The organism is Mucilaginibacter rigui (assembly GCF_014773275.1).
GTDB classification, from domain to species: Bacteria; Bacteroidota; Bacteroidia; order Sphingobacteriales; family Sphingobacteriaceae; genus Mucilaginibacter; species Mucilaginibacter rigui_A.
Map to the genome: position 1 here is coordinate 170,505 of NZ_JACWMW010000005.1, position 20,209 is coordinate 190,713.

The 20,209-nt window shown below is 41.7% G+C and carries 17 protein-coding genes; 8 read left to right on the forward strand and 9 right to left on the reverse strand.

Features of this window, described 5'->3' with window-relative positions; genetic code table 11:
* Nucleotides 1-8 precede the first annotated feature (8 nt).
* Complete coding sequence (locus IDJ75_RS19260) at nt 9-1,034, reverse strand: aminoglycoside phosphotransferase/kinase family protein (protein WP_191177284.1); 1,026 nt, start codon at nt 1,032-1,034, stop codon at nt 9-11.
* Between the two features lie 221 nt (nt 1,035-1,255).
* Nucleotides 1,256-2,614 (reverse strand): glutamine synthetase family protein, encoded by a 1,359-nt coding sequence (locus IDJ75_RS19265; RefSeq protein WP_191177285.1) that lies wholly within the window; start codon nt 2,612-2,614, stop codon nt 1,256-1,258.
* 152 nt (nt 2,615-2,766) lie between these two features.
* On the opposite strand from IDJ75_RS19265, the gene IDJ75_RS19270 reads away from it, so the two are divergent.
* The gene (locus IDJ75_RS19270; RefSeq protein ID WP_191177286.1) at nt 2,767-3,183 is read left to right on the forward strand and encodes a gamma-glutamylcyclotransferase family protein; all 417 of its coding nucleotides are present in this window, start codon (nt 2,767-2,769) and stop codon (nt 3,181-3,183) included.
* A 29-nt stretch (nt 3,184-3,212) separates the two neighbouring features.
* Here the strand turns inward: IDJ75_RS19270 and IDJ75_RS19275 are convergent, their stop codons facing one another.
* Both IDJ75_RS19275 and IDJ75_RS19280 read right to left on the reverse strand, forming a co-directional pair.
* Nucleotides 3,213-4,223, reverse strand: coding sequence for a glutamine synthetase beta-grasp domain-containing protein (locus IDJ75_RS19275; RefSeq protein WP_191177287.1), 1,011 nt, complete (start codon nt 4,221-4,223; stop codon nt 3,213-3,215).
* A 270-nt stretch (nt 4,224-4,493) separates the two neighbouring features.
* On the reverse strand, nt 4,494-5,015 hold the full coding sequence (locus tag IDJ75_RS19280) for a hypothetical protein (protein WP_191177288.1): 522 nt from the start codon (nt 5,013-5,015) through the stop codon (nt 4,494-4,496).
* Nucleotides 5,016-5,275: 260 nt separating this feature from the next.
* Between IDJ75_RS19280 and IDJ75_RS19285 the strand changes: the two genes are divergently transcribed.
* Entirely contained in the window at nt 5,276-6,805 is a 1,530-nt protein-coding gene (locus IDJ75_RS19285) for a malate:quinone oxidoreductase (protein WP_224746680.1), read from the forward strand.
* Between the two features lie 68 nt (nt 6,806-6,873).
* On the opposite strand, the gene IDJ75_RS19290 is transcribed toward IDJ75_RS19285, so the two are convergent.
* A complete protein-coding gene (locus IDJ75_RS19290; RefSeq protein WP_191177289.1) occupies nt 6,874-7,905 on the reverse strand; it encodes an energy transducer TonB in 1,032 nt (343 codons plus the stop codon).
* A 200-nt stretch (nt 7,906-8,105) separates the two neighbouring features.
* Here IDJ75_RS19290 and IDJ75_RS19295 point away from each other — a divergent pair, with 200 nt between their 5' ends.
* From IDJ75_RS19295 to rseP, 6 genes are all read left to right on the forward strand, one after another.
* Nucleotides 8,106-9,056 (forward strand): glycosyltransferase family 2 protein, encoded by a 951-nt coding sequence (locus IDJ75_RS19295; protein WP_191177290.1) that lies wholly within the window; start codon nt 8,106-8,108, stop codon nt 9,054-9,056.
* Between the two features lie 86 nt (nt 9,057-9,142).
* Nucleotides 9,143-10,111: a glycosyltransferase gene (locus tag IDJ75_RS19300; protein WP_191177291.1), complete on the forward strand. Its 969-nt coding sequence runs from the start codon at nt 9,143-9,145 to the stop codon at nt 10,109-10,111.
* A gap of 9 nt (nt 10,112-10,120) precedes the next feature.
* On the forward strand, nt 10,121-10,849 hold the full coding sequence (locus tag IDJ75_RS19305) for a hypothetical protein (RefSeq protein WP_191177292.1): 729 nt from the start codon (nt 10,121-10,123) through the stop codon (nt 10,847-10,849).
* A gap of 2 nt (nt 10,850-10,851) precedes the next feature.
* Entirely contained in the window at nt 10,852-12,357 is a 1,506-nt protein-coding gene (locus IDJ75_RS19310) for a GH3 auxin-responsive promoter family protein (protein ID WP_191177293.1), read from the forward strand.
* Nucleotides 12,358-13,545 carry a 1-deoxy-D-xylulose-5-phosphate reductoisomerase gene (locus tag IDJ75_RS19315; protein WP_224746681.1) on the forward strand — a complete coding sequence of 396 codons (1,188 nt, stop codon included), beginning with the start codon at nt 12,358-12,360 and terminating at the stop codon, nt 13,543-13,545.
* 17 nt (nt 13,546-13,562) lie between these two features.
* On the forward strand, nt 13,563-14,894 hold the full coding sequence (gene rseP / locus IDJ75_RS19320; protein ID WP_191177294.1) for an RIP metalloprotease RseP: 1,332 nt from the start codon (nt 13,563-13,565) through the stop codon (nt 14,892-14,894).
* Between the two features lie 307 nt (nt 14,895-15,201).
* Here the strand turns inward: rseP and IDJ75_RS19325 are convergent, their stop codons facing one another.
* Genes IDJ75_RS19325 through IDJ75_RS19340 form a run of 4 tightly spaced genes read right to left on the reverse strand, consistent with a single transcriptional unit; the run spans nt 15,202 to nt 19,798 of the window.
* Complete coding sequence (locus IDJ75_RS19325; RefSeq protein WP_191177295.1) at nt 15,202-15,753, reverse strand: DUF4199 domain-containing protein; 552 nt, start codon at nt 15,751-15,753, stop codon at nt 15,202-15,204.
* A gap of 32 nt (nt 15,754-15,785) precedes the next feature.
* Nucleotides 15,786-16,454, reverse strand: a complete 669-nt coding sequence (locus IDJ75_RS19330) for a hypothetical protein (protein WP_191177296.1) — start codon at nt 16,452-16,454, stop codon at nt 15,786-15,788.
* A gap of 11 nt (nt 16,455-16,465) precedes the next feature.
* A complete protein-coding gene (locus IDJ75_RS19335; protein ID WP_191177297.1) occupies nt 16,466-17,719 on the reverse strand; it encodes a dihydroorotase in 1,254 nt (417 codons plus the stop codon).
* Nucleotides 17,720-17,740: 21 nt separating this feature from the next.
* On the reverse strand, nt 17,741-19,798 hold the full coding sequence (locus IDJ75_RS19340) for a BatA domain-containing protein (protein WP_224746682.1): 2,058 nt from the start codon (nt 19,796-19,798) through the stop codon (nt 17,741-17,743).
* Between the last annotated feature and the right edge of the window lie 411 nt (nt 19,799-20,209).

A 20,209-nucleotide genomic window follows, 5' to 3' on the forward strand; every position in this document is an offset into this window, starting at 1 on the left:
GGTAAATGTTATAATCCTAAAGCTTTAATAATCACTTCGGCATCGAAGTCCCTGTCAACCGATGGCAGGTAAATCTCTATTGCTTCAGCCTGCAGTTTTTTAGCATATTGTTCGTTAAAAAAATACTTCCCGTCCTTTATCACATAATTCAATATAAAAAAGCGGTACGCTTCTTTCAAAAACCTGATCTCATCTGCTGTGATGGGGTTAACCTCGTGATATTCTTTCAGGAAGGTGATAAACCGATCTTCCATCATAGGGCCTATCACATAACTAAAAACGGTACGGTCTCCGGCATCAGATACCACGCGGCTAAAAAAGTAAAAGTCGAGCAGGCGGTAACTCATCCTAAACCAATCGTAATCCCATCTGGAGTACAATTCAAGTTCGGGTGTAACAGAGAAGTTGCCGATATTCCAATCGATAAAAACCGGAATTATCTCGAACGATTTCATGTTATACCGCGACCTGTTTTTAATAAACTGCTCACAATGATGTTTTATCAATTCGGCATTGCCAAATTTGCCAGGATTTTTCTCTAACTGGCGCTGCAGGTCGTAAATATCGGTACGTAACGTTTTAGATGATTTTGGCAATACATTTTTAACGCGCGAACAAGCTTTATGAAACTTACCCAACTGTATACCCAGTTTTTTTATCTGATCGTTATCAAGGCGGCGGGGCAACCTGTCTAAAATACGGGTTGGGTTGTAAAACACCACCCAGGCATCGTCTTTACCGTGTTTGTAACGATATACGTATACCCTATTGTTCTTAAGCAGTGATTTTGAAAGCAGGTTCTCGAACGGATAAAGCAGGTTATTTGATAAGGACTGGATGATACGGTGATCCTCCTTAAAATGTTCAAACTTGCCAAAAAATGAAAGTTTGGCAATAATGATATCCTCATCATGAAACGTGATGCGATAAACGTGATTGGTAGAAACCATCGCACTGATATCTTCAATATCCCTGATGGTTTTAGAACTATCGTAGCCTTCCCAGGCCGATTTTATAATGAGATGAAAGTCCACTTTAGATTGGGTTTATAATTGCATAGATAGGTTATTTAACCACAAAGGGCAAATTATATAGTTTAATTAACCACAGAAGGCACAGGGTTTTTCACAGTGTTCACAGAGATTCATTCATAAGCGGTAATGAGTCATATATGTTATTTCATTTTCAATCATCCAATCTCTGCGTTTCTCTGTGGTTTCAACCTCTGTTAACTCTGTGGTAAAAAAACAACAAACTATATCGACTCGAAATACCTCTTCAGCTCCCAATCGCTTACGCTTTTGGCGTATTGGCGATGTTCCCACAGGCGGGTATTGGTGAAATGTTCCACAAAACCTTCTCCAAACAATTCTTTGGCAATGGCGGATTGCTGCATAGCTGTTGCTGCATCATAAAGGCTTGCATGCAAGCTCCCGTTGCTTTTATTTTGATAGCCGTTGTCAATAGTTGGGGCTGTATCAAGTTTTAACTTATGTTTTATACCGTATAAGCCCGATGCCAGAGCCGCTGCAATGGCTAAATATGGGTTGGTATCTGAACCCGGGATGCGGGTTTCCAGCCTGGTGGCTGTTTTTGATGTATTGATAACCCGTAATGCCGTAGTACGGTTATCTATCCCCCAGGTGATGGTGGTCGGCGCCCAGGCACCTTCAACCAGGCGTTTATAACTATTGATGGTTGGCGCATACATAGGCAGCAAATGCGGCAGGCAATAAAGCTGGCCGGCAAGGTATTGCTTATGTAACTCGCTCATTTTGTTTACATCTTTGTCATCATAAAATAAATTCTCTGATCGGTCTTTTGTCCACAAACTTTGGTGGATATGGCCGCTGCAACCCGGCAAATCCTGGTTCCATTTAGCCATAAAGGTTGCGGCAATACCATGCCGGTAAGCAATTTCTTTAACAGCGGTTTTAAACAATACAGCCTTATCCGCAGCATCTAACACTTCGGAGTGAGCAATGGCGGCTTCATATACTCCGGGGCCTGTTTCGGTATGCAGGCCTTCAATCGGAATGTTAAATTCCGTTAACAGGTTAAACAGGTCATAATAGAAAGCGCTGTTTTGCGAGGTGCGCAATATCGAGTAGCCAAACATACCCGGCGATAAGGGTTCCATATTGGCAAAACCCTTTTGCTGTAGCGTTTGCGGTGTTTCATTAAAATTGAACCATTCAAATTCCTGTGCAAACTCAGCGTGATAGCCCATATCTGTACATTGTTTGGCTATTTGCTTTAACAGGCTACGCGAGCAGGCAGGTAATGCTTTATTATCCGGCCCGGTATAATCAGCTAAAAAGAACGGGATATTATCCTGCCAGGGAACGGTTCGCATGGTCGACAGATCAATATAACATTGTTTATCGGGGTAACCGGTGTGCCAACCTGTAAGCTGCACATTATCATAGGTAACATCGGTACTATCCCATCCAAAAACCACATCGCAAAAACCGATACCATTTTGCAGGCCATCCATAAGTTTTTGAACACTTATTACCTTGCCCCGTAAAATGCCATCAATATCCGCAAAAGCAAATTTTACTTTTTGTATGCTATTTTCTTTTATATAGGTGATAACTTGTTCCGTATTCATGGTATTAGTATAAAATGCCAATTTAAGATTATTTAACCACAGAGGGCACAAAGAAAAACCACATAATTTACAGAGGATTGATGCTTTGTGCTTATCTGTGAAATTTTGTGCTCTCTGTGGTTTAAATTTTCAAAGAGTTTTATCTTTAAAAAATGATTGATTTTCTGTTCGTTTACGGTACGTTATTGCAACCCGGTAATCCATTTGCCCATTATCTCAGCCAATATTGCACCTACATATCCTCCGGAAAACTTAAGGGTTTGCTTTATGACATAGGCGAATATCCCGGTGCTATTTTAACCGATAATACTGACCACTATATCTACGGCAGTATATTCAAACTTCATCATCCCGAAGAGAACTTACGGGTGATTGATGATTACGAAGGATATGGCCCTGAACAAAGCCAACCTAATTTGTATATCAGATCGGTTGCATCTATTGAAACCCATAATGGCTTTATTAACGCGTGGATCTATCTATATAATTTACCTACCTATCGCCTGCCGCAAATAAAATCAGGCAACTACGCAGAATATATAAAGCAAAAAAAATCCCCCGGTAGTTAAGCGGGGGATTTTTCTATATGGCAGGGTTATTAAACCTTGGCTGTTTTTACAGTTTTGATAATAACTGCAGCAACTTTGTATGGATCGGCCGCAGAGTTAGGGCGACGATCTTCCAGGTAACCGCTCCAGTTGTGATCTACAGCGTATAACGGGATACGGATAGATGCACCACGGTCAGATACACCGTAGCTAAAGTCGGTTATAGAAGCAGTTTCGTGTTTACCGGTTAAACGTTGATCGTTATCAGCACCGTAAACAGCAATACACTCAGCAACCGCAGGGCGGAATGCCTCGCAAACTGCTTTAAATTTAGCCTCGCTGTTTGCAGTACGTAATAAAGTGTTTGAGAAGTTAGCGTGCATACCAGAACCATTCCAGTCTAACTGGCCTAATGGTTTGCAATGCCAGTTGATGGCAACGCCGTAGCTTTCGCCAATTCTTTCTAATAAGTAACGTGCAACCCAAATTTGGTCACCAGCTTCTTTCGCGCCTTTAGCGAAGATCTGGAACTCCCACTGGCCGGCAGCAACCTCAGCGTTGATACCTTCAACATTTAAGCCTGCTTCTAAACAAGCATCTAAGTGCTCTTCAACAATATCGCGTCCGTAAGCGTTTTTAGCGCCTACTGAGCAATAGTATGGGCCTTGTGGCGCAGGGTAGCCACCTTTAGGGAAACCAAGCGGTTTATCAGTTTCAGGGTCCCAAAGGAAATACTCCTGCTCAAAACCAAACCAAAAATCATTATCATCATCCTGGATAAGCGCACGGCCGTTAGACTCATGTGGCTGGCCTTTTGAATCCAATACTTCACACATTACAAGGTGAGCATCTTTGCGTTGCGGATCCGGGCAAGTAAATACCGGCTTTAAAATACAATCTGATGAACCACCCGGTGCTTGCTCTGTTGATGAACCGTCAAAGCTCCAGTTATCTAAATCTTCAACTTTACCGCTAAAAGATTTAACAATTTTTGTTTTACTACGCAGGCTTTGGGTTGGTTTGTAGCCATCAAGCCAGATGTACTCAAGTTTTGTTGCCATTTTTAATGATGATTTGTATTTTTTTAAGTTTAAAGTATAGCCTTTATAAAATCAGTTATAATTACAGTGCGAATTTAAATTATTTTTATAAATTTCATAGTAATGTTGATAAAATTTATAAAAATTAACAATAAAACTTAAATAAAATTCTAAAATCCATTAAATGTGTAATATTTACGGACAAAAAACTATGCTTACATAACAAATACATGTAAAATAAAAAAGCAGGGCAACCAAACTAATGATTACCCTGCTTTTTCCAATAAATTATTATTTACCTGAAGCAACACCCCAATAACACTTATTTCTGATTTTTTTAAGGCTTACACTATCAACTTTAACCTCAATATTATCATTATTGCCGGCCAAAAACAGTTTCGACAGGCTATTATCATAAATAAAAGATGCAATTTTATTATTTCCCGTTCCTTTTTCCATTACATCGAGCTTTAAACCATTTGTAGTATTGCGTTTATTGGTGGTATCACCGGTGTTTGTCCCCTGTGCCCAGTTTACAACATAACTTATAGCAGTTGCCGGTTTAGATACCACCGCTTTTTTATATTCGCCCGTATTTTGAATAACCTGTATAAGGCATTTAACACAAGGCCCTGCAACCGTAGCGTTACCATAATTTTTTTGCGGGTTATTAATTACACTGTCTTTTTTCCCGTTTATAGTTATGGCAGTTTTGGTAACATCGCCCGAAACTGCTTTGGGCTTATTGTTGCATGAATTGCATACTATATATACAATTACTAATGCACTTATTTTAACAACTGATCTTAGCATAGCTATCATGGTTTATAATTGAACAGTTATTCAGCGTATTTGTGTTATTATATACAATTACAACAGCGTAAACACCAAAACATGTAATATTTAACAATTACAGTGCTTTAATGGCAATTTTTTCTATAAATTTTACTAAAATTGCCTTCGATATTTCAACCAGGTATATACACAGCAATGCATTACCCCCATTGCAATTAGTGTAAACTTTATATCATTTAATTAGTTAATAACACTTATTAATCCACCAAATAATTTATTTGAATGTATCTTTAGCATTCAATAACAACATGAATAACGGCAGTAATAGTTCAAATACAACAGTTGATGTAGTTTTAGTTGGCGCGGGCATCATGAGCGCAACACTTGGGGTAATGCTTAAACAGTTACAACCCGATCTTACCATAGAAATATTTGAACGCCTGGATACAGTTGCTGCCGAAAGTTCTGACGCGATGAATAACGCGGGCACCGGCCACTCTGCATTTTGCGAGCTTAACTATACCCCACAGCGCAAGGATGGTAGTATAGAAATAACCAAAGCCATTAAAATTGCCGAGCAATTTGAAATAAGCAAAGAGTTTTGGGCATTTTTAATAGATAATGGCTATGTTGATTCGCCGCAAAGCTTTATCAGCAAAATACCGCACATGAGCTTTGTTTGGGGCGATGAAAATGTTGACTACTTAAAAAAACGCCGCGATGCTTTAGTACAGCACCACTTTTTTAAGGGCATGGAATACTCTGAGGACCATGCGCAGCTAAAAAAATGGATCCCGCTGGTAATGGAAGGGCGCGATGAAGGCCATAACGTATCGGCTACTTATATGGATCTGGGTACTGATGTGAATTTTGGCGCGCTAACCCGTAGCCTGATTGATAAACTCAAACAAAAACCGGGTGTTAATTTAAGCCTTAACCATGATGTTAATGATATTAAACGCAATAAGGACAATACCTGGCAAATAAAAGTAAGCGACCGTATAAGCGGTAATAAACGTAAACTGAATGCCAGGTTTGTATTTGTTGGCGCAGGTGGTGGCGCTTTACCCCTGCTGCAAAAATCGGGCATACCCGAGAGCAAGGGTTTTGGCGGTTTCCCGGTAAGCGGCCAATGGCTGGTTTGTACCAACCCTGCGGTAATTGAAAAGCATAATGCTAAAGTTTACGGCAAGGCATCGGTAGGTTCGCCGCCTATGTCGGTACCGCATCTGGATACCCGGATGATTGATGGTAAAAAAGCATTGCTTTTTGGGCCTTACGCCGGTTTCTCAACACGTTTCCTAAAAAAAGGATCGCTGCTTGATCTGTTCACTTCTATAAAATTCAACAATATATTGCCGCTGCTTGCTGTAGGTCGCGATAATATGGCGCTTACCAAATACCTCATCAGCCAGGTACTGCAATCACCAGGTGACAGGCTAAAGGCGCTGCAGGAATACTTCCCGGCTGCTAAACCCGATGAGTGGGTATTGGATATTGCCGGCCAGCGGGTGCAGGTAATAAAAAAAGATGCTAAACGTACCGGAGTGCTTGAGTTTGGCACCGAGGTGGTAACCAGTGCCGATGGAAGCATCTCTGCCCTTTTGGGCGCTTCGCCGGGTGCATCAACATCAGTACCAATTATGGTTGACCTGATTAGCCGTTGTTTTAAAGAACAGGCAAAATCAACCGCATGGCAGGAAAAATTCAAGCAAATGATACCATCTTACGGGCAATCGCTGGTTACTGATGAGGCTTTGGCTGTAGCTACAAGGGAACGTACAAGTAAGGCGTTGGGGTTGGTGTAATTTACAAATAATGATCATAAGCAAAACGGCTGCCCAAATAGGCAGCCGTTTTGCTTATGATCATTATTTTACTTTAAAATAGAGGAATAAGTAGGTGCAGTATGCGGTATTGAATAAAATGGCTGTGAATAAAACGGTGATGTTTCTGAAGGATTCAGCTTCGATTCTGGTGAAAAACTTATGGGTAATGTATAAGAAACCCTCCGTGCCACTCCATATAAAACCCCCGGCTGCCATTTCGGAGAATTTTCTAAAACACGCACAGCCTCCGCGTCAACATCTGCGCTGATACCTTTTACCACTTTGATATTAGAAAGGCTGCCGTCTTTTTCAATAATAAAATTCATTAAAACACTGCCGTCAATATTTTTGCTTTGGATTGATTTTGAATGTCTCGTGTTTCGAGACAAAAAATCACCTAATTTTTCATCACCACCGCGAAACGCTGCCTGAGTGTCAAAGTCCTTACAATTCTCATATACCTTATTATCATTAGCAAACAAATTGCCTGAAACAAACACACCGCTTTTATAAACGCCCGTGGTTTTTACTCCATATTCATCAAAGCCGGTCCACTCACCATTTTGTTTACCATTTACAATGGCACCTTCTGCAATAACTTTAAAGTTATCATTATATATAATCCATTTACCGTTGCCATTCTCTGCTATTGCATTACCATTAGCGTCAAAGCTTTGTACTATACGGTTATTGTTTGTAGTATAATAAGTTTGCCCGTTTGGATAGTAGAATACAGCATCGCCAACTAATGTACCATTTTTATAATTGCGGATAGATTTACGGTTGCCATCTTTAAAATACTCTATATAGCTGCCGTATAAAGATTCTGAAGTACCTGCATCACGGGTGTGTGCAATAAGTTTTTTATTACCGTTCATATAAAAGTCAAGAACGGTAGATGTTTTTTTATCCACTTCTGGGTCTGGTGATAATATCTGTCGCACAAAATCTGCTTTTTCTTTACTCTCAACAATATCCCCCGAATTAGCCATGTAAACAGTGGTTACGTTTTTTGTTTGAGCAAAGGCCTGTGATACCCCTAAAGCGATTAAGGAAATCAATAATGTTCTTTTTTTCATGAGTTTGATATTTAGGTAAAGAGTTGATATGCGAGGTATTTTATGTATGACAACAGATGTTTTAAATAGTTTAATACAAATTAAATTTATTTTTTAAATAAAACAATATGCCAGCCGTTAGCTGATGACAGAATGTTAATTAATCAATCCCTATTTTTTATATTTTTGCAGTTGCCTGGCAAAAGGGTTTTTACTTATAAATGGATATATCAGTAGTAGTACCACTTTACGACGAAGTAGAATCGTTACCCGAACTTACCTCCTGGATAAGCCGCGTAATGGACGAGAACCGTTACACATACGAGATCATACTGGTTGATGATGGCAGCAAAGATGGGTCGTGGGACATGATCGTAAAATTAAAGGAAAGCAACCCCTTTATAAAAGGCTTAAAATTTAGGCGTAATTATGGTAAATCTGCCGCTTTAAATACTGGTTTTGAAGCTGCCAACGGCAATGTAATTATTACCATGGATGCCGACCTGCAGGATAGCCCGGACGAAATACCCGGCCTTTACCGCCGCATTACAGAGGACAAATACGACCTGGTATCGGGCTGGAAAGCAAAGCGTTACGACCCCTTAACCAAAACCATACCTACCAAGTTTTTTAATGCCGCAACCCGCAAAATGAGCGGTATACATAACCTGCACGATTTTAACTGCGGTTTAAAGGCTTACCGTAAAACGGTTGTAAAAAACATTGAAGTATATGGCGAAATGCACCGTTATATACCTGTACTGGCCAAATGGGCCGGTTTTACCAAAATTGGAGAACAGGTGGTTGAACACCGCGCCCGTAAATACGGCAAAACTAAATTTGGGTGGACACGCTTTATAAACGGTTTCCTTGATCTGCTCTCCATATTTTTTGTGGGCAAATTTGGCAAACGCCCTATGCACTTTTTTGGCGCTATGGGCACCCTTAGCTTTTTTGCAGGTATTATTATTGCTATTTATTTGGTAAGCGAAAAACTGTACGACCTGGCGCATCATATTGTGCCGAGGCAGCCAACAGATAACCCTTTATTTTATTTTGCCCTCGTTGCCATCATATTAGGCTCGCAATTATTTTTAACAGGTTTTGTTGCCGAACTTGTTGCCCGCAGCGCGCCCGAGCGCAACAGGTACCAAATTGAAGATACAATTTAGTTAAGTAGTTGATTAAGTGAGCAGTTAATGATTGAAAATCCTGAACCACTCACCTAATCAACTCCATCAACCACTCACTATACCGAATGTTTTTTTCTATCATCATACCTTTATATAATCGTCCGCAAGAAATAAGTGAGTTACTGGGCACCCTTGTACAGCAAACGTATAAACAGTTTGAGGTTTTGGTTATAGAAGATGGTTCGGTTAACAGGGCTGAGGATATTGTTAAAAGCTATGAAGGCATACTTGGTGTGCGTTACTTTGAGAAAGCCAACGAGGGCCAGGGTTTTACCCGCAACTTTGGTTTTGAACGTGCCAAAGGCGATTATTTTATTGTATTCGATTCGGACTGCCTCATCCCTGCAAATTACCTGGAAATAGTAAACAATTCGTTAAACAGCAACTGGCTTGATGCATACGGCGGCCCGGATGGTGCGCACGAATCATTTACGCCCATACAAAAAGCCATCAGTTACTCCATGACCTCCCCTTTCACCACCGGTGGCATCCGTGGTAATAAAAAAGGGATAGGTCAGTTCCATCCACGTAGCTTTAATATGGGCATATCGCGCCGGGTTTGGGAAAAAGCAGGCGGTTTTATAATTACCCGCTTGGGCGAAGATATTGAATACAGCATCCGTATCCACTCGTTAGGTTATAAAATTGGGCTAATACCCGAAGCAATTGTTTACCATAAGCGCCGCACCGATTTTTTAAAGTTTTACAAACAGTTACATTTCTTTGGCAGGGCACGTATTAACATTTATAAATTTTTCCCCTCGCAGCTTAAGCTGGTGCATTTTTTCCCGGCATTTGCTACAGTAGGTATAATTTTTACAATAATTGCCAACATAGCGCAGTGGCCAATTGCCCTGCTTTGCAATGTTTTATTATTAGTTTATATTTTGTTAATATTTTTTCACTCCTGGAGTAAAAATAAATCGGCAAAAATTGCATTTTTGAGCATAATAGCTGCCTTAACGCAACTTACAGCCTACGGGTTAGGATTTATGCAGGATTTTTGGAAGCGTGTAGTGTTAAAAAGACCATAAAAACGTAGTATGTACCACCCTTTCTCTGTTGTAGAAACTATAAAATCTGCCTGGAATATTTTCAAGAAGAATTTTGTAACCATAATAGTTTACTCGGTAATTGCGTTTTTTTTGCTTACAATACTTGGTGTAATAATTGGTTTCGTTTATTCGCCCACAAATTTTGTGGGTACTATGTTTGTATCCTTCTTATTGATATGGGTGCAGGCTTATACAACACTGGGCCTATATAAACTTATATTTACTTTAATTGACAGCGAGTATTACGATTTTGAGTTTTCGCAGGTGATACCAAAAGTGAAAATGATATGGAGTTATCTTGCTGTGGTATTTCTGGTTGCTTTTACAGTAACTAACCTTACTATACTGATAGATTACCTTGAACCTCACCCTGAAATACAACTTGCTGTTGAATTAATTGCGGGTGTAGTTGGCCTGTATCTTGCGCTGCGCTCTATGTTTTTCAACACATTTATTGTTGATGATGCATCCGGGCCTTTAGAATCAATAAAACAAAGCTTTGCGCTTACCAAAGGGTACCTGTTAAAGGTTGTACTTATATTGGGTATTATTATTTTGTTCATAGCGATGCCCGCAAAGTTGGCGCAATATTACCCTATTATTTCTGTGGCTATTATCTTTACTTATCCGTTTGTAAATATTATCCTGGCAGTAACCTATCGAAAATTAGTTTACAGCCACCAGGATGTGGATGATGATATTGCCGAAACCAACTAATTATGGGTTTAAAAGCAGCATTAAGCAAAGTATTTGCCTGGTATGTAAACAGGCAATTAAATAACGTTCGCCAAAATGCCCTTGCACTTCAGCAAAAAACCTTCAGCAATTTAATCCATGAGGCTAAAAATACCGTCTTTGGTACCGATCATCATTTTGATTCAATTAAGAATTACGAAGATTTTAAAAAATACGTACCTGTACGAGATTATGAAGAACTACGACCGTACATAGAACGTGTTGTACAGGGCGAGGAAAATATAATGTGGCCTGGTAAGCCTGCTTACTTAGCAAAAACATCGGGCACCACGTCGGGGGTAAAATACATCCCTATCTCAAAAGAAAGTATGCCTGAACATATCAAAGCCGCGCGTAACGCTTTGCTAAGTTATATCCATGAAACAGGCAAGGCCGATTTTGTAAATGGCAAAATGATATTTCTGCAAGGCAGTCCTGTACTTGCCGAAAAGCATGGCATACAAACAGGCCGCCTATCGGGCATTGTAGCGCACCATGTGCCCGGCTATTTGCAAAAAAACCGCCTTCCATCCTACCAAACCAACTGTATAGAAGATTGGGAAGAAAAGGTAGATGCCATTGTACAGGAAACCGCCAAAGAGGATATGCGCCTCATATCGGGCATACCGCCATGGTGCCAGATGTATTTCGACAGGCTATCTGCCGTATCAGGCGGTAAAAAGATCAAAGATATCTTCCCAAATTTTAAACTGTACGTACACGGTGGCGTAAACTACGAGCCCTATCGCGCACGTATGGAAGAAAGCATCGGCTTTAAGATAGACAGTATAGAAACTTACCCCGCTTCGGAAGGGTTCATCGCCTTTCAGGATTCGCAAACGGAGAAAGGTTTGCTGCTGATGGTTGATGCCGGCATCTTTTACGAGTTTATCCCATCCGAAGAATATTTTAACGACACCCCCACCCGCATCAACCTTAAAGATGTAGAGCTTGATAAGAACTACGCGCTGATCATGAACACCAGCGCCGGTTTATGGGGCTACAGCCTGGGCGATACCGTTAAGTTTGTATCAAAAAACCCTTATAAAATTGTGGTAAGCGGCCGCATTAAACATTACATCTCGGCCTTTGGCGAGCATGTAATTGGCGAGGAGGTTGAACAGTCCTTAATGGGCGTAGCTGCCGAAGAAGGTGCTGACATAATAGAATTTACCGTTGCCCCGCAGGTGGCGCCCGCAGATGGTGGTTTACCATACCACGAATGGTTTATTGAATTTGGCAAAGAACCGAAAGACATTACCGCCTTCGCGCTAAAGGTTGACAAAGCCCTGCAGCAAAAAAATATTTACTATTTTGACCTGATTGAGGGTAACATATTGCGCCCTTTGATCGTCAGAAGTTTAAAAAAGGATACCTTTATAAATTACATGCGCAGCCAGGGTAAACTGGGCGGGCAGAATAAAGTGCCGCGCCTGTCAAACGACAGGAAGATAGCGGAAGAATTGAAGAATTATATTAACGCGAAGTAATTGGATAATAATATAAAGCAGATAGCCATCCTCGGCTCTACGGGTAGTATAGGTACACAAACCCTTGATGTTATTAAAGATAACGATGAGCTGTTCAGGGTATTTATGCTTACTGCCAACGCAAATGCATACCTGCTTATTGAACAGGCTATGGCTTTCCTACCGAAATACGCCATCATCTGCGACGAAACAAAGTACCAGCAGGTAAAGGAGGGGCTGGCACATTTACCTATCGAGGTTTTAGCCGGGCACCAGGCCATCAAAGAAACGGTTACCCATCCGGATATCGATATTGTGCTAACCGCTATGGTTGGTTTTGCAGGTTTAGAGCCAACTATTAATGCCATTAAGGCCGGTAAAGATATCGCGTTAGCCAATAAAGAAACCCTGGTTGTTGCAGGCGAGATCATAACAACCCTTGCCAAAGAACATAACGTTAAGATATTACCTGTTGATAGTGAGCATTCGGCCATATTTCAGTGTCTTGCCGGTGAGCAGGATAATAAAATTGAAAAAATAATCCTTACGGCATCAGGCGGGCCTTTCAGGGGTAAAAGCCTGGACTACTTAACAACCGTTACCCGCGAGCATGCGCTTAAGCACCCCAACTGGGTAATGGGCGCCAAGATCACTATTGATTCGGCATCGCTGATGAATAAGGGTTTGGAGGTTATAGAGGCCAAATGGCTTTTCGACCTGCGTGCCGATCAGGTTGAGGTAATTGTTCACCCACAGTCAATAGTGCATTCGCTGGTACAGTTTGAGGACGGCTCTATTAAGGCGCAAATGGGTGTGCCCGATATGAAGCTGCCAATACAATACGCTCTTACCTATCCTGCCCGCGTAAAAACAAACTACAAAAGGTTTAATTTTATGGATTATCCAACCCTGAGTTTCGAAAAACCGGATATGGATACCTTCCGCAACCTTAAGCTGGCATTTGATGCGCTGGAACGGGGCGGCAATATGCCTTGTATTATAAACGCGGCAAATGAAGTGGCTGTAGCTGCTTTCCTTAAAAACGAAACCGGATTTTTAGCCATGAGCGATATAATTGAAACCTGCATGCAGCAAATAGATTACATCCCAGCCCCGTCGTTAACAGACTATTTGAATACTGATAAAGAAACACGCATATTTGCGCAAAATTTAATACAACAAACGCCGTTAAAGGCAGTACGATCATAATACATATATAAATACGAATGGACGTTTTAATAATGGCCGGCCAACTGATACTTGGTCTTTCAATTTTGGTGATACTACATGAGTTTGGGCATTTTTTAGCAGCCCGGGCTTTCGGAATAAAGGTTGAGAAATTTTACTTGTTTTTTGACGCGTGGAATTTCAGCCTGTTTAAATTTAATTATAAAGGTGTTGAATACGGTATTGGCTGGCTTCCACTTGGCGGCTATGTAAAAATTGCCGGTATGATAGATGAATCTATGGATACCGACCAGATGGCGGGCCCGCCCCAGCCCTGGGAGTTCCGTTCAAAACCGGCATGGCAGCGCCTTATTGTAATGCTTGGCGGTATCATCGTAAACATTATAGTAGGTATCTTCATATTCTGGGTGCTTACCATTCGTTATGGCGAAACCTATACCCCAAATGCCAATATCAAATACGGTATAGTGCCTGGTAAAATAGGTACCAAAATGGGACTGAAAGCCGGCGACAAGATCAACTCGGTTAACGGCAAACCCATTGTACGTTTCGAAGACCTGATCAGCTCTAAGGTGTTATTGGATAAAACGGTTCTGAACGTACAGCGCGGTAACCAAACGCTGGATATAAAGGTACCTCCTACTATCCTTAATGATCTTTCTGATTACGGTATAGAAGAATTTATAAGCCGTGCACCCCGTAGCAAGTTCAGCGTTGATTCTGTTTACGGTGCAGCCAAAAAAGCAGGCTTAACAAAAGGCGATAGCATTGTTGGTATTGATAGCGTTAAAGTAAATTTCTTTGATGAATTTCAGAGCCAGTTGCTTGCTCATAAAAACAAACTGGTACAGCTTTCGGTAAAACGCAGGGATAGCCTGTTAACGCTATCTGCACAGGTTGATAAAAACGGCAAACTTGGTTTCTCGCGCCCTTTAAAAGAGATACTGCCAAGAGATACTACTATTAAATACAGTTTCTTTGCTTCACTACCTGTTGGTGCTACCAAAGCATGGAGCATGTTTACTGATAATGCAAAAGGTATTGGCAAAATATTTACCGGTCAGGTTAAAGCGCGTAAGGCTATATCAAGCCCTATAGGCATTGCTGTAATGTTTGGCAGCCATGTAGACTGGCTCCGTTTTTGGAGCCTTGTGGGCTTCCTTTCGATGGTATTAGCCTTAACAAATCTATTACCTATACCGGGGTTGGATGGCGGCCATACTGTTTTCCTGATCATTGAGATGATAAAAGGCAAACCACTAAGCGATAAGTTCCTGGAGCGGGCGCAAATAGTAGGTTTTGTGCTCCTGATATCACTAATGGTGTTTGCCTTTGGAAATGATATCGTAAAACAGGTGATGAAGAAATAACTTCTCAGCCCCTTGAACAGGGAATTAATTGAAAAATATAAAGCCGTTACAGTTATGTAGCGGCTTTTTTCGCCCTTGGATAGCTGCTGTTTGCCCGTAAACGATCATGAATTATTTTCTTCAATCTTTATGGGTGTAAGTAGCTCGGTCCGTAGTTTACGCACCAGATTTTGTTACGAAATTTGGTTAATCGGTTGCCGCCAATATACAATCTTACAGGCAATAAAATGCTGACACAACAACGGCACCACACAACAAAAAAGCCCGACTGAAATTCAGTCGGGCTTAGAAATATTTCAATTTAATATTAAACGGTTGGGTCTGATGTTACTCCTTCATCAGGAATATCAAAAGCGGTACGTTCTTTTTTAAGGATTGCGGCACTAACTAAGGCAACAATGCAACCAAAAACAAGTGTGCTTATTGCTGTAGCTATAGCGCCAAATATAGCACCATATTTTGTACCCATTTCCAGGGCTTTATCAATCTGCTCTTGCGACATGCCTTTCTCAGCCATTGCGGTTTGTTGTTGCTCCATCGCTTTGGTCAGCATCTCCGGGCTTAGTATGCCAAGGTATATATATATGAATATAGCCAGCAATAAACCACCGAAAAGCGAGTATCTGAAACCCGGGTTAAATGCCTGCCCAAATGTAATAAAGCCGCCCAACTGGTCTTTATATTCTTTCTGAGCTAAAAAACAAAAAGCTATAAACGGTAAGTAGCCAATATACTTTACAGATGAATTTTGATCAATGTTAAGCAGTTGGAAACCATAGGTAATTACAATTGATACTACTACATAAATTAATGCCCATTTAGTAGCAATTGCGGTTGGGTTTGGTGCAGATTTTTCCATTTTATAAATTGGATAGGGTTAAAAATTAATTATTATTTAAAGCTAAACAATATTTCTAAAACCGCCATATCAAATGGTTTATTTACCGCATTGTCCGCAATGTTGGTTTTATCGCTGTCTGATGCATCAGGGTTTTGGAAAAAGCAGATCATCGGGTAAAATAATTCTTTCACTTCCGATTCTACATCAACCGTTTGGGCAACCTTGTTAACCTCGCTAACCGGGCTTTCAATCAATACCTGGTGGGCTATAACAGGTTCGTAAATACGGTACTCGTCCTGAAACTCATCCTCATCAACCAGTAAAAACTCTTTCAGGTAATCTTCCAGTTCGGGGTCAATGTTTTCGTCCTCGCACTCGTTCAGGTACAGCAGCAGGTTTAACAGTTCTGTACCACGGTCAAGGGTCTGTTCTTCAATATCTTCCCACTCAGGGGTTTCCAGGTAATCGTCTTCCAGCTTTTTTACGTCTTCGCTAAAGAAATTGATCATCAGCAAATCAAAGAACGGTTCGCGCAGTTCTTCCAGTTTCGGGTTTTCGTCAAAAACGGCGTCAAGCGAATCCACCTTACTCATGAAATCATCGTCAGAAGCAAAAACGGTATCAAATTGTTCGGTTAGTGCGGCGGCATCAAAGCCACCATATTGGGTAAAAGCCTGTAATGCGCCTGTAATGGCTGATCTTACTTTTGGGTCGGTCATGTGAGTTGTTGTTAAAATTTTAAGATTTGGTTGTTATTACAGGTTAACAATACTTTTCCTTTTAAGTTCTGCCCTAAAAATGGCGAATTGTAACTTTTTGAATAGTTAAGGGCGCGGGTGTACTCCCAATCGGTCTCGGTGCTGAATACCACCAGGTTAGCGGCCGAGCCATCTGTAATGGCCGGCACTTCAACATTTAATATTTTACGCGGGTTAATAGCAAGCTTTTCAACTACCTGCCCGGCAGATAAACCTGCCTGCAAGGCCAGCGCCAATACGGTTTGTAAACCGATGATGCCATATTCGGCTACTTCAAACTCAACGTCTTTAAATTCAATTTCGTGCGGGGTATGCTGCGATACAATAGCATCTATGGTGCCATCCTGTAAACCGGCTCTCAGCGCATCTACATCCTTTTGGGTACGCAACGGTGGTTTTACCTTATAAAGACTGTCAAAGCCCGTTAAAGCTTCGTCAGTAAGTACAATATTATGCGCGGCAACATCACACGTAACATTTATGCCCTTACGTTTTGCTTCGCGGATCAGTTCTACAGCGTGTTCGGTAGATATAGTGGTAAAATGGATCCCGGAGTTAGTGTCCTCGGCCAGGTAAAGGTCCCGGGCTATCATCAGCTCTTCGGCAAGCGCGGGTATGCCTTTCATGCCCAGCATGGTACTTACAACACCTTCGTTCATCTTTGCCTTACCGGCTATAGATGTATCCTCGGGATATGAGATAACCTTGGCACCAAAGTTTTGTACGTAAAGCAATGCGCGCTCCATCAGCCCGGCATCCTGTACAGGGTGGTTGCCATCAGTAAAGGCTTTTGCGCCGCTTTTAAACATATCAAACATCTCGGCCATATCTTTCCCCTCACGCTTGCTGGAGATAGCTCCTAAGGGGTATATATCAACCAGGTTGCCCTTGGCACGGTTAAGCAGGTATTCAACCTCGGCTTTTGAGTGTACGGGCGGCTGGGTGTTTGGCATTAAAGCAATGCCTGTAAAACCACCGGCAGCGGCGGCGGCGGTACCTGTTTGCAGGTCTTCCTTAACCTCCAAACCAAGTTCGCCAACGTTACAGTTCAGGTCGAAAAATCCGGGAGAAACACACTGGCCTTTCGCATCAACAGTTTTAACATCCGCATCAATTGATGCGGCTATTTTAGTGATAATGCCCTTTTCAATTAAAATATCGGCAACCTTATTATTAAAAGGCGAAGCGGGATCTACAACAGTGGCGGATTTGATAAGCAAATTCATTAGCGCTGTTTTATGGTGGGTTTAGCTGATATCTGTAGCTTGCGAAACACTTATTTTGTTGGTTTTAAAATACCTGATCAGCAGTATCTCGGCAGCCAGAAATATCAAGGCCAAAATTATACAAAGTTTCCATAATTGAAGCCCCGAATTTGCAGTACCTGCAATACTTTCCGCATTTAGCTGGTTACCATTTAATAAGGTAGCATTTTTAGGGAATATTTTATCCAGTTCGGCAGCAGTTAAGTAACGCAGGTCGCTTTCGCTACGGTTATCGTTAAACGCCAATACGGCCGCGGTGCTGTCTTGTTTCTTCAAATCGTAGATGCCGGTCCCGGTTAACTGATCGGGCAGGTAAAGCAAAGTGCTTCCCTCCTGCTGCTTTACATCCGGGATGATGGTTTGCTTATCCTTCACCAGCTTTACCAACTGTTTTTCTGTTGATTGCAGCGGCACGGTTTCTATCGGCCTATTATTGCCTGCGGTATAAAACAAAGGCTGGTCGTGCCCGCTTAGCATGGCTATCCTAAGGGTTGCGGGCACAAATAAAGCATGTACAGGCAGGTTGCTAAAGCTTTCATCCAGGGCAACTGCGCTTACATACACCTTGCCCCTGCCAAATGATGAACCTTGCCATGAGGGTTGCCCGTTTTGCAGGCGCATCAGGTATTCCCCACCGCGGTTGCCTCCGCTTAATGTGTAATATTTCTTTACCAATGGCAGATCCGGGTTTTGCGGTACTGTTTCAAAAATGCTTTTAAACACCGGGCTTTGCAGGTTAATAGCCGATACCTTGGTATCTTCTGTAACCAGCTTATCCGGGGATGCTGCCCCTAATGGCTGTAAAAATGCTTTATAGCTATTAATATCCGCATCGGCAGATGGAAACACCATTAGGGTACCACCTTTACTTACATAGGTTTTTAACTGTTGCGCCAAACCTGCAGATATGGTTTTGATATCGCTTAAAACAATAATTGGATAGGCGTTCAGTCCCGCGTAATCTACATTCCCATCCGGCACCTGCTTTGCCGCAAAAAACTCATCCGAAGCAAAAACGGCATTTAAATATTTATTGGGTTGCCCATCGTTTATTAACAATACCGGCAGTTTTTGAGTTACATTGAAGGTGAAATAGAACTTATTATCAAACGTTACCGGGTTATCCTGTAACTGAATTTCGGCACGCTGCCAGCCCCCCTGCAGGCCAGAGAATGATAAGGTATCCGTTTGCGCCGAACGGGCATTCACTGTAAAACTGCCGATGGCTTTTTGCACACCGTTTATCAATACCTTCAACGGCACCTTTTCGGCTGCTTTATCAGCATAATTTCTGAGCCTTACCACCATCCGTTCACTTTCATTAGGGCGATGGGTTGCATTGAGCATCCAAACAGAATCTACCGCTACATTGGGTAGTGAATTAGCCTTTAGCTGAACTAAGCTTACCGGGAAACCTGCATTCTGCACAGCAGTACTGCCTTGTATATTCTTCTGAAAATCGGATATGATATAGCTATATTTTACAGCCCCCGGCTGCATACTCAGCAAGCTTTTTTGCCGCTCAGTGATTTGACTAAGCTCCCGGCTCTGCGGACTGATCTTCACCGCGTCCACAGCATCGTTAAACTCGGTACGGTTTAGCAGTCGCTGGTGTTTGCCCTCAAAATCCTGCGTAAGCAGTTGGAAACGGTCGTTTACGTTATAAGATGCCGCAATTTGTTTGGCCTTTTGTTTGGCTTCGTCAAGCAATGTGCCCTCGCGGTTAAGGGTTTGCATGGAGTAAGAGTTATCTACAAAAACACTTACCACCTGTTGTTTACCTGCGTTAACCTGGTTAGCACCCGGGATATACGGCCTTGCAAATGCCAGCACCAAAAACAACAGCGCAAAAAGCCTTGATGCCAATATCAGTCGTTCCTTTAAATTGCGGTTACTGGCCTGCTGTTCCTGCACCTCTTTCAGGAATTGTACATTACTGAAATATACCTTTTTATAACGCCTGAAATTGAACAGGTGGATAATAACAGGGATAGCCAGCGTTAACAGTGCAAATAAAAAAGCCGGATATAAAAAGTGCATGAATGTTTATGCCGATTGGGTGCAATACAAATTTGCAAATTTATGCGCAGATAAACCATGCCATGCGGGTTAATAGTGGCACGCTTTGCAAAATTATATTTTGGTGTTGCCTGCGGCCGGGCTTTCCGCTCATACGCCTTCAGGCCTTAGGCACAGGCCGGTATCCGCTGCTATCCCTAACACAGGTTATTCCCTTCTAATTCATTCGAACAAGATTTCTCCTCGCTATCGCTCGTTCGAAATGACAATTTTTTATTAACACTAATTACTAAAAATACCTCCCGTAAATTACCCAATCATTATTTGCTCTTTACACAACAATCCTGTAGCTTTAAGGCAACTTAAACAACATTGAATGAAACACTTATCCTTAAAACTATTTGTTGCGGCATGTTTATTTAGCAGCGCCGG

Excerpts from the sequence above, each read along its gene's own strand:
- IDJ75_RS19300 (WP_191177291.1), top strand. The coding sequence starts at position 9,143 with ATGTTTTTTTCTATCATCATACCTTTATATAATCGTCCGCAAGAAATA.
- IDJ75_RS19295 (WP_191177290.1), top strand. The coding sequence starts at position 8,106 with ATGGATATATCAGTAGTAGTACCACTTTACGACGAAGTAGAATCGTTA.
- IDJ75_RS19310 (WP_191177293.1), top strand. The coding sequence starts at position 10,852 with ATGGGTTTAAAAGCAGCATTAAGCAAAGTATTTGCCTGGTATGTAAAC.
- IDJ75_RS19325 (WP_191177295.1), bottom strand. The coding sequence starts at position 15,753 with ATGGAAAAATCTGCACCAAACCCAACCGCAATTGCTACTAAATGGGCA.
- IDJ75_RS19280 (WP_191177288.1), bottom strand. The coding sequence starts at position 5,015 with ATGCTAAGATCAGTTGTTAAAATAAGTGCATTAGTAATTGTATATATA.
- IDJ75_RS19335 (WP_191177297.1), bottom strand. The coding sequence starts at position 17,719 with ATGAATTTGCTTATCAAATCCGCCACTGTTGTAGATCCCGCTTCGCCT.
- IDJ75_RS19340 (WP_224746682.1), bottom strand. The coding sequence starts at position 19,798 with ATGCACTTTTTATATCCGGCTTTTTTATTTGCACTGTTAACGCTGGCT.
- IDJ75_RS19275 (WP_191177287.1), bottom strand. The coding sequence starts at position 4,223 with ATGGCAACAAAACTTGAGTACATCTGGCTTGATGGCTACAAACCAACC.
- IDJ75_RS19265 (WP_191177285.1), bottom strand. The coding sequence starts at position 2,614 with ATGAATACGGAACAAGTTATCACCTATATAAAAGAAAATAGCATACAA.
- IDJ75_RS19305 (WP_191177292.1), top strand. The coding sequence starts at position 10,121 with ATGTACCACCCTTTCTCTGTTGTAGAAACTATAAAATCTGCCTGGAAT.
- rseP (WP_191177294.1), top strand. The coding sequence starts at position 13,563 with ATGGACGTTTTAATAATGGCCGGCCAACTGATACTTGGTCTTTCAATT.
- IDJ75_RS19270 (WP_191177286.1), top strand. The coding sequence starts at position 2,767 with ATGATTGATTTTCTGTTCGTTTACGGTACGTTATTGCAACCCGGTAAT.
- IDJ75_RS19330 (WP_191177296.1), bottom strand. The coding sequence starts at position 16,454 with ATGACCGACCCAAAAGTAAGATCAGCCATTACAGGCGCATTACAGGCT.
- IDJ75_RS19290 (WP_191177289.1), bottom strand. The coding sequence starts at position 7,905 with ATGAAAAAAAGAACATTATTGATTTCCTTAATCGCTTTAGGGGTATCA.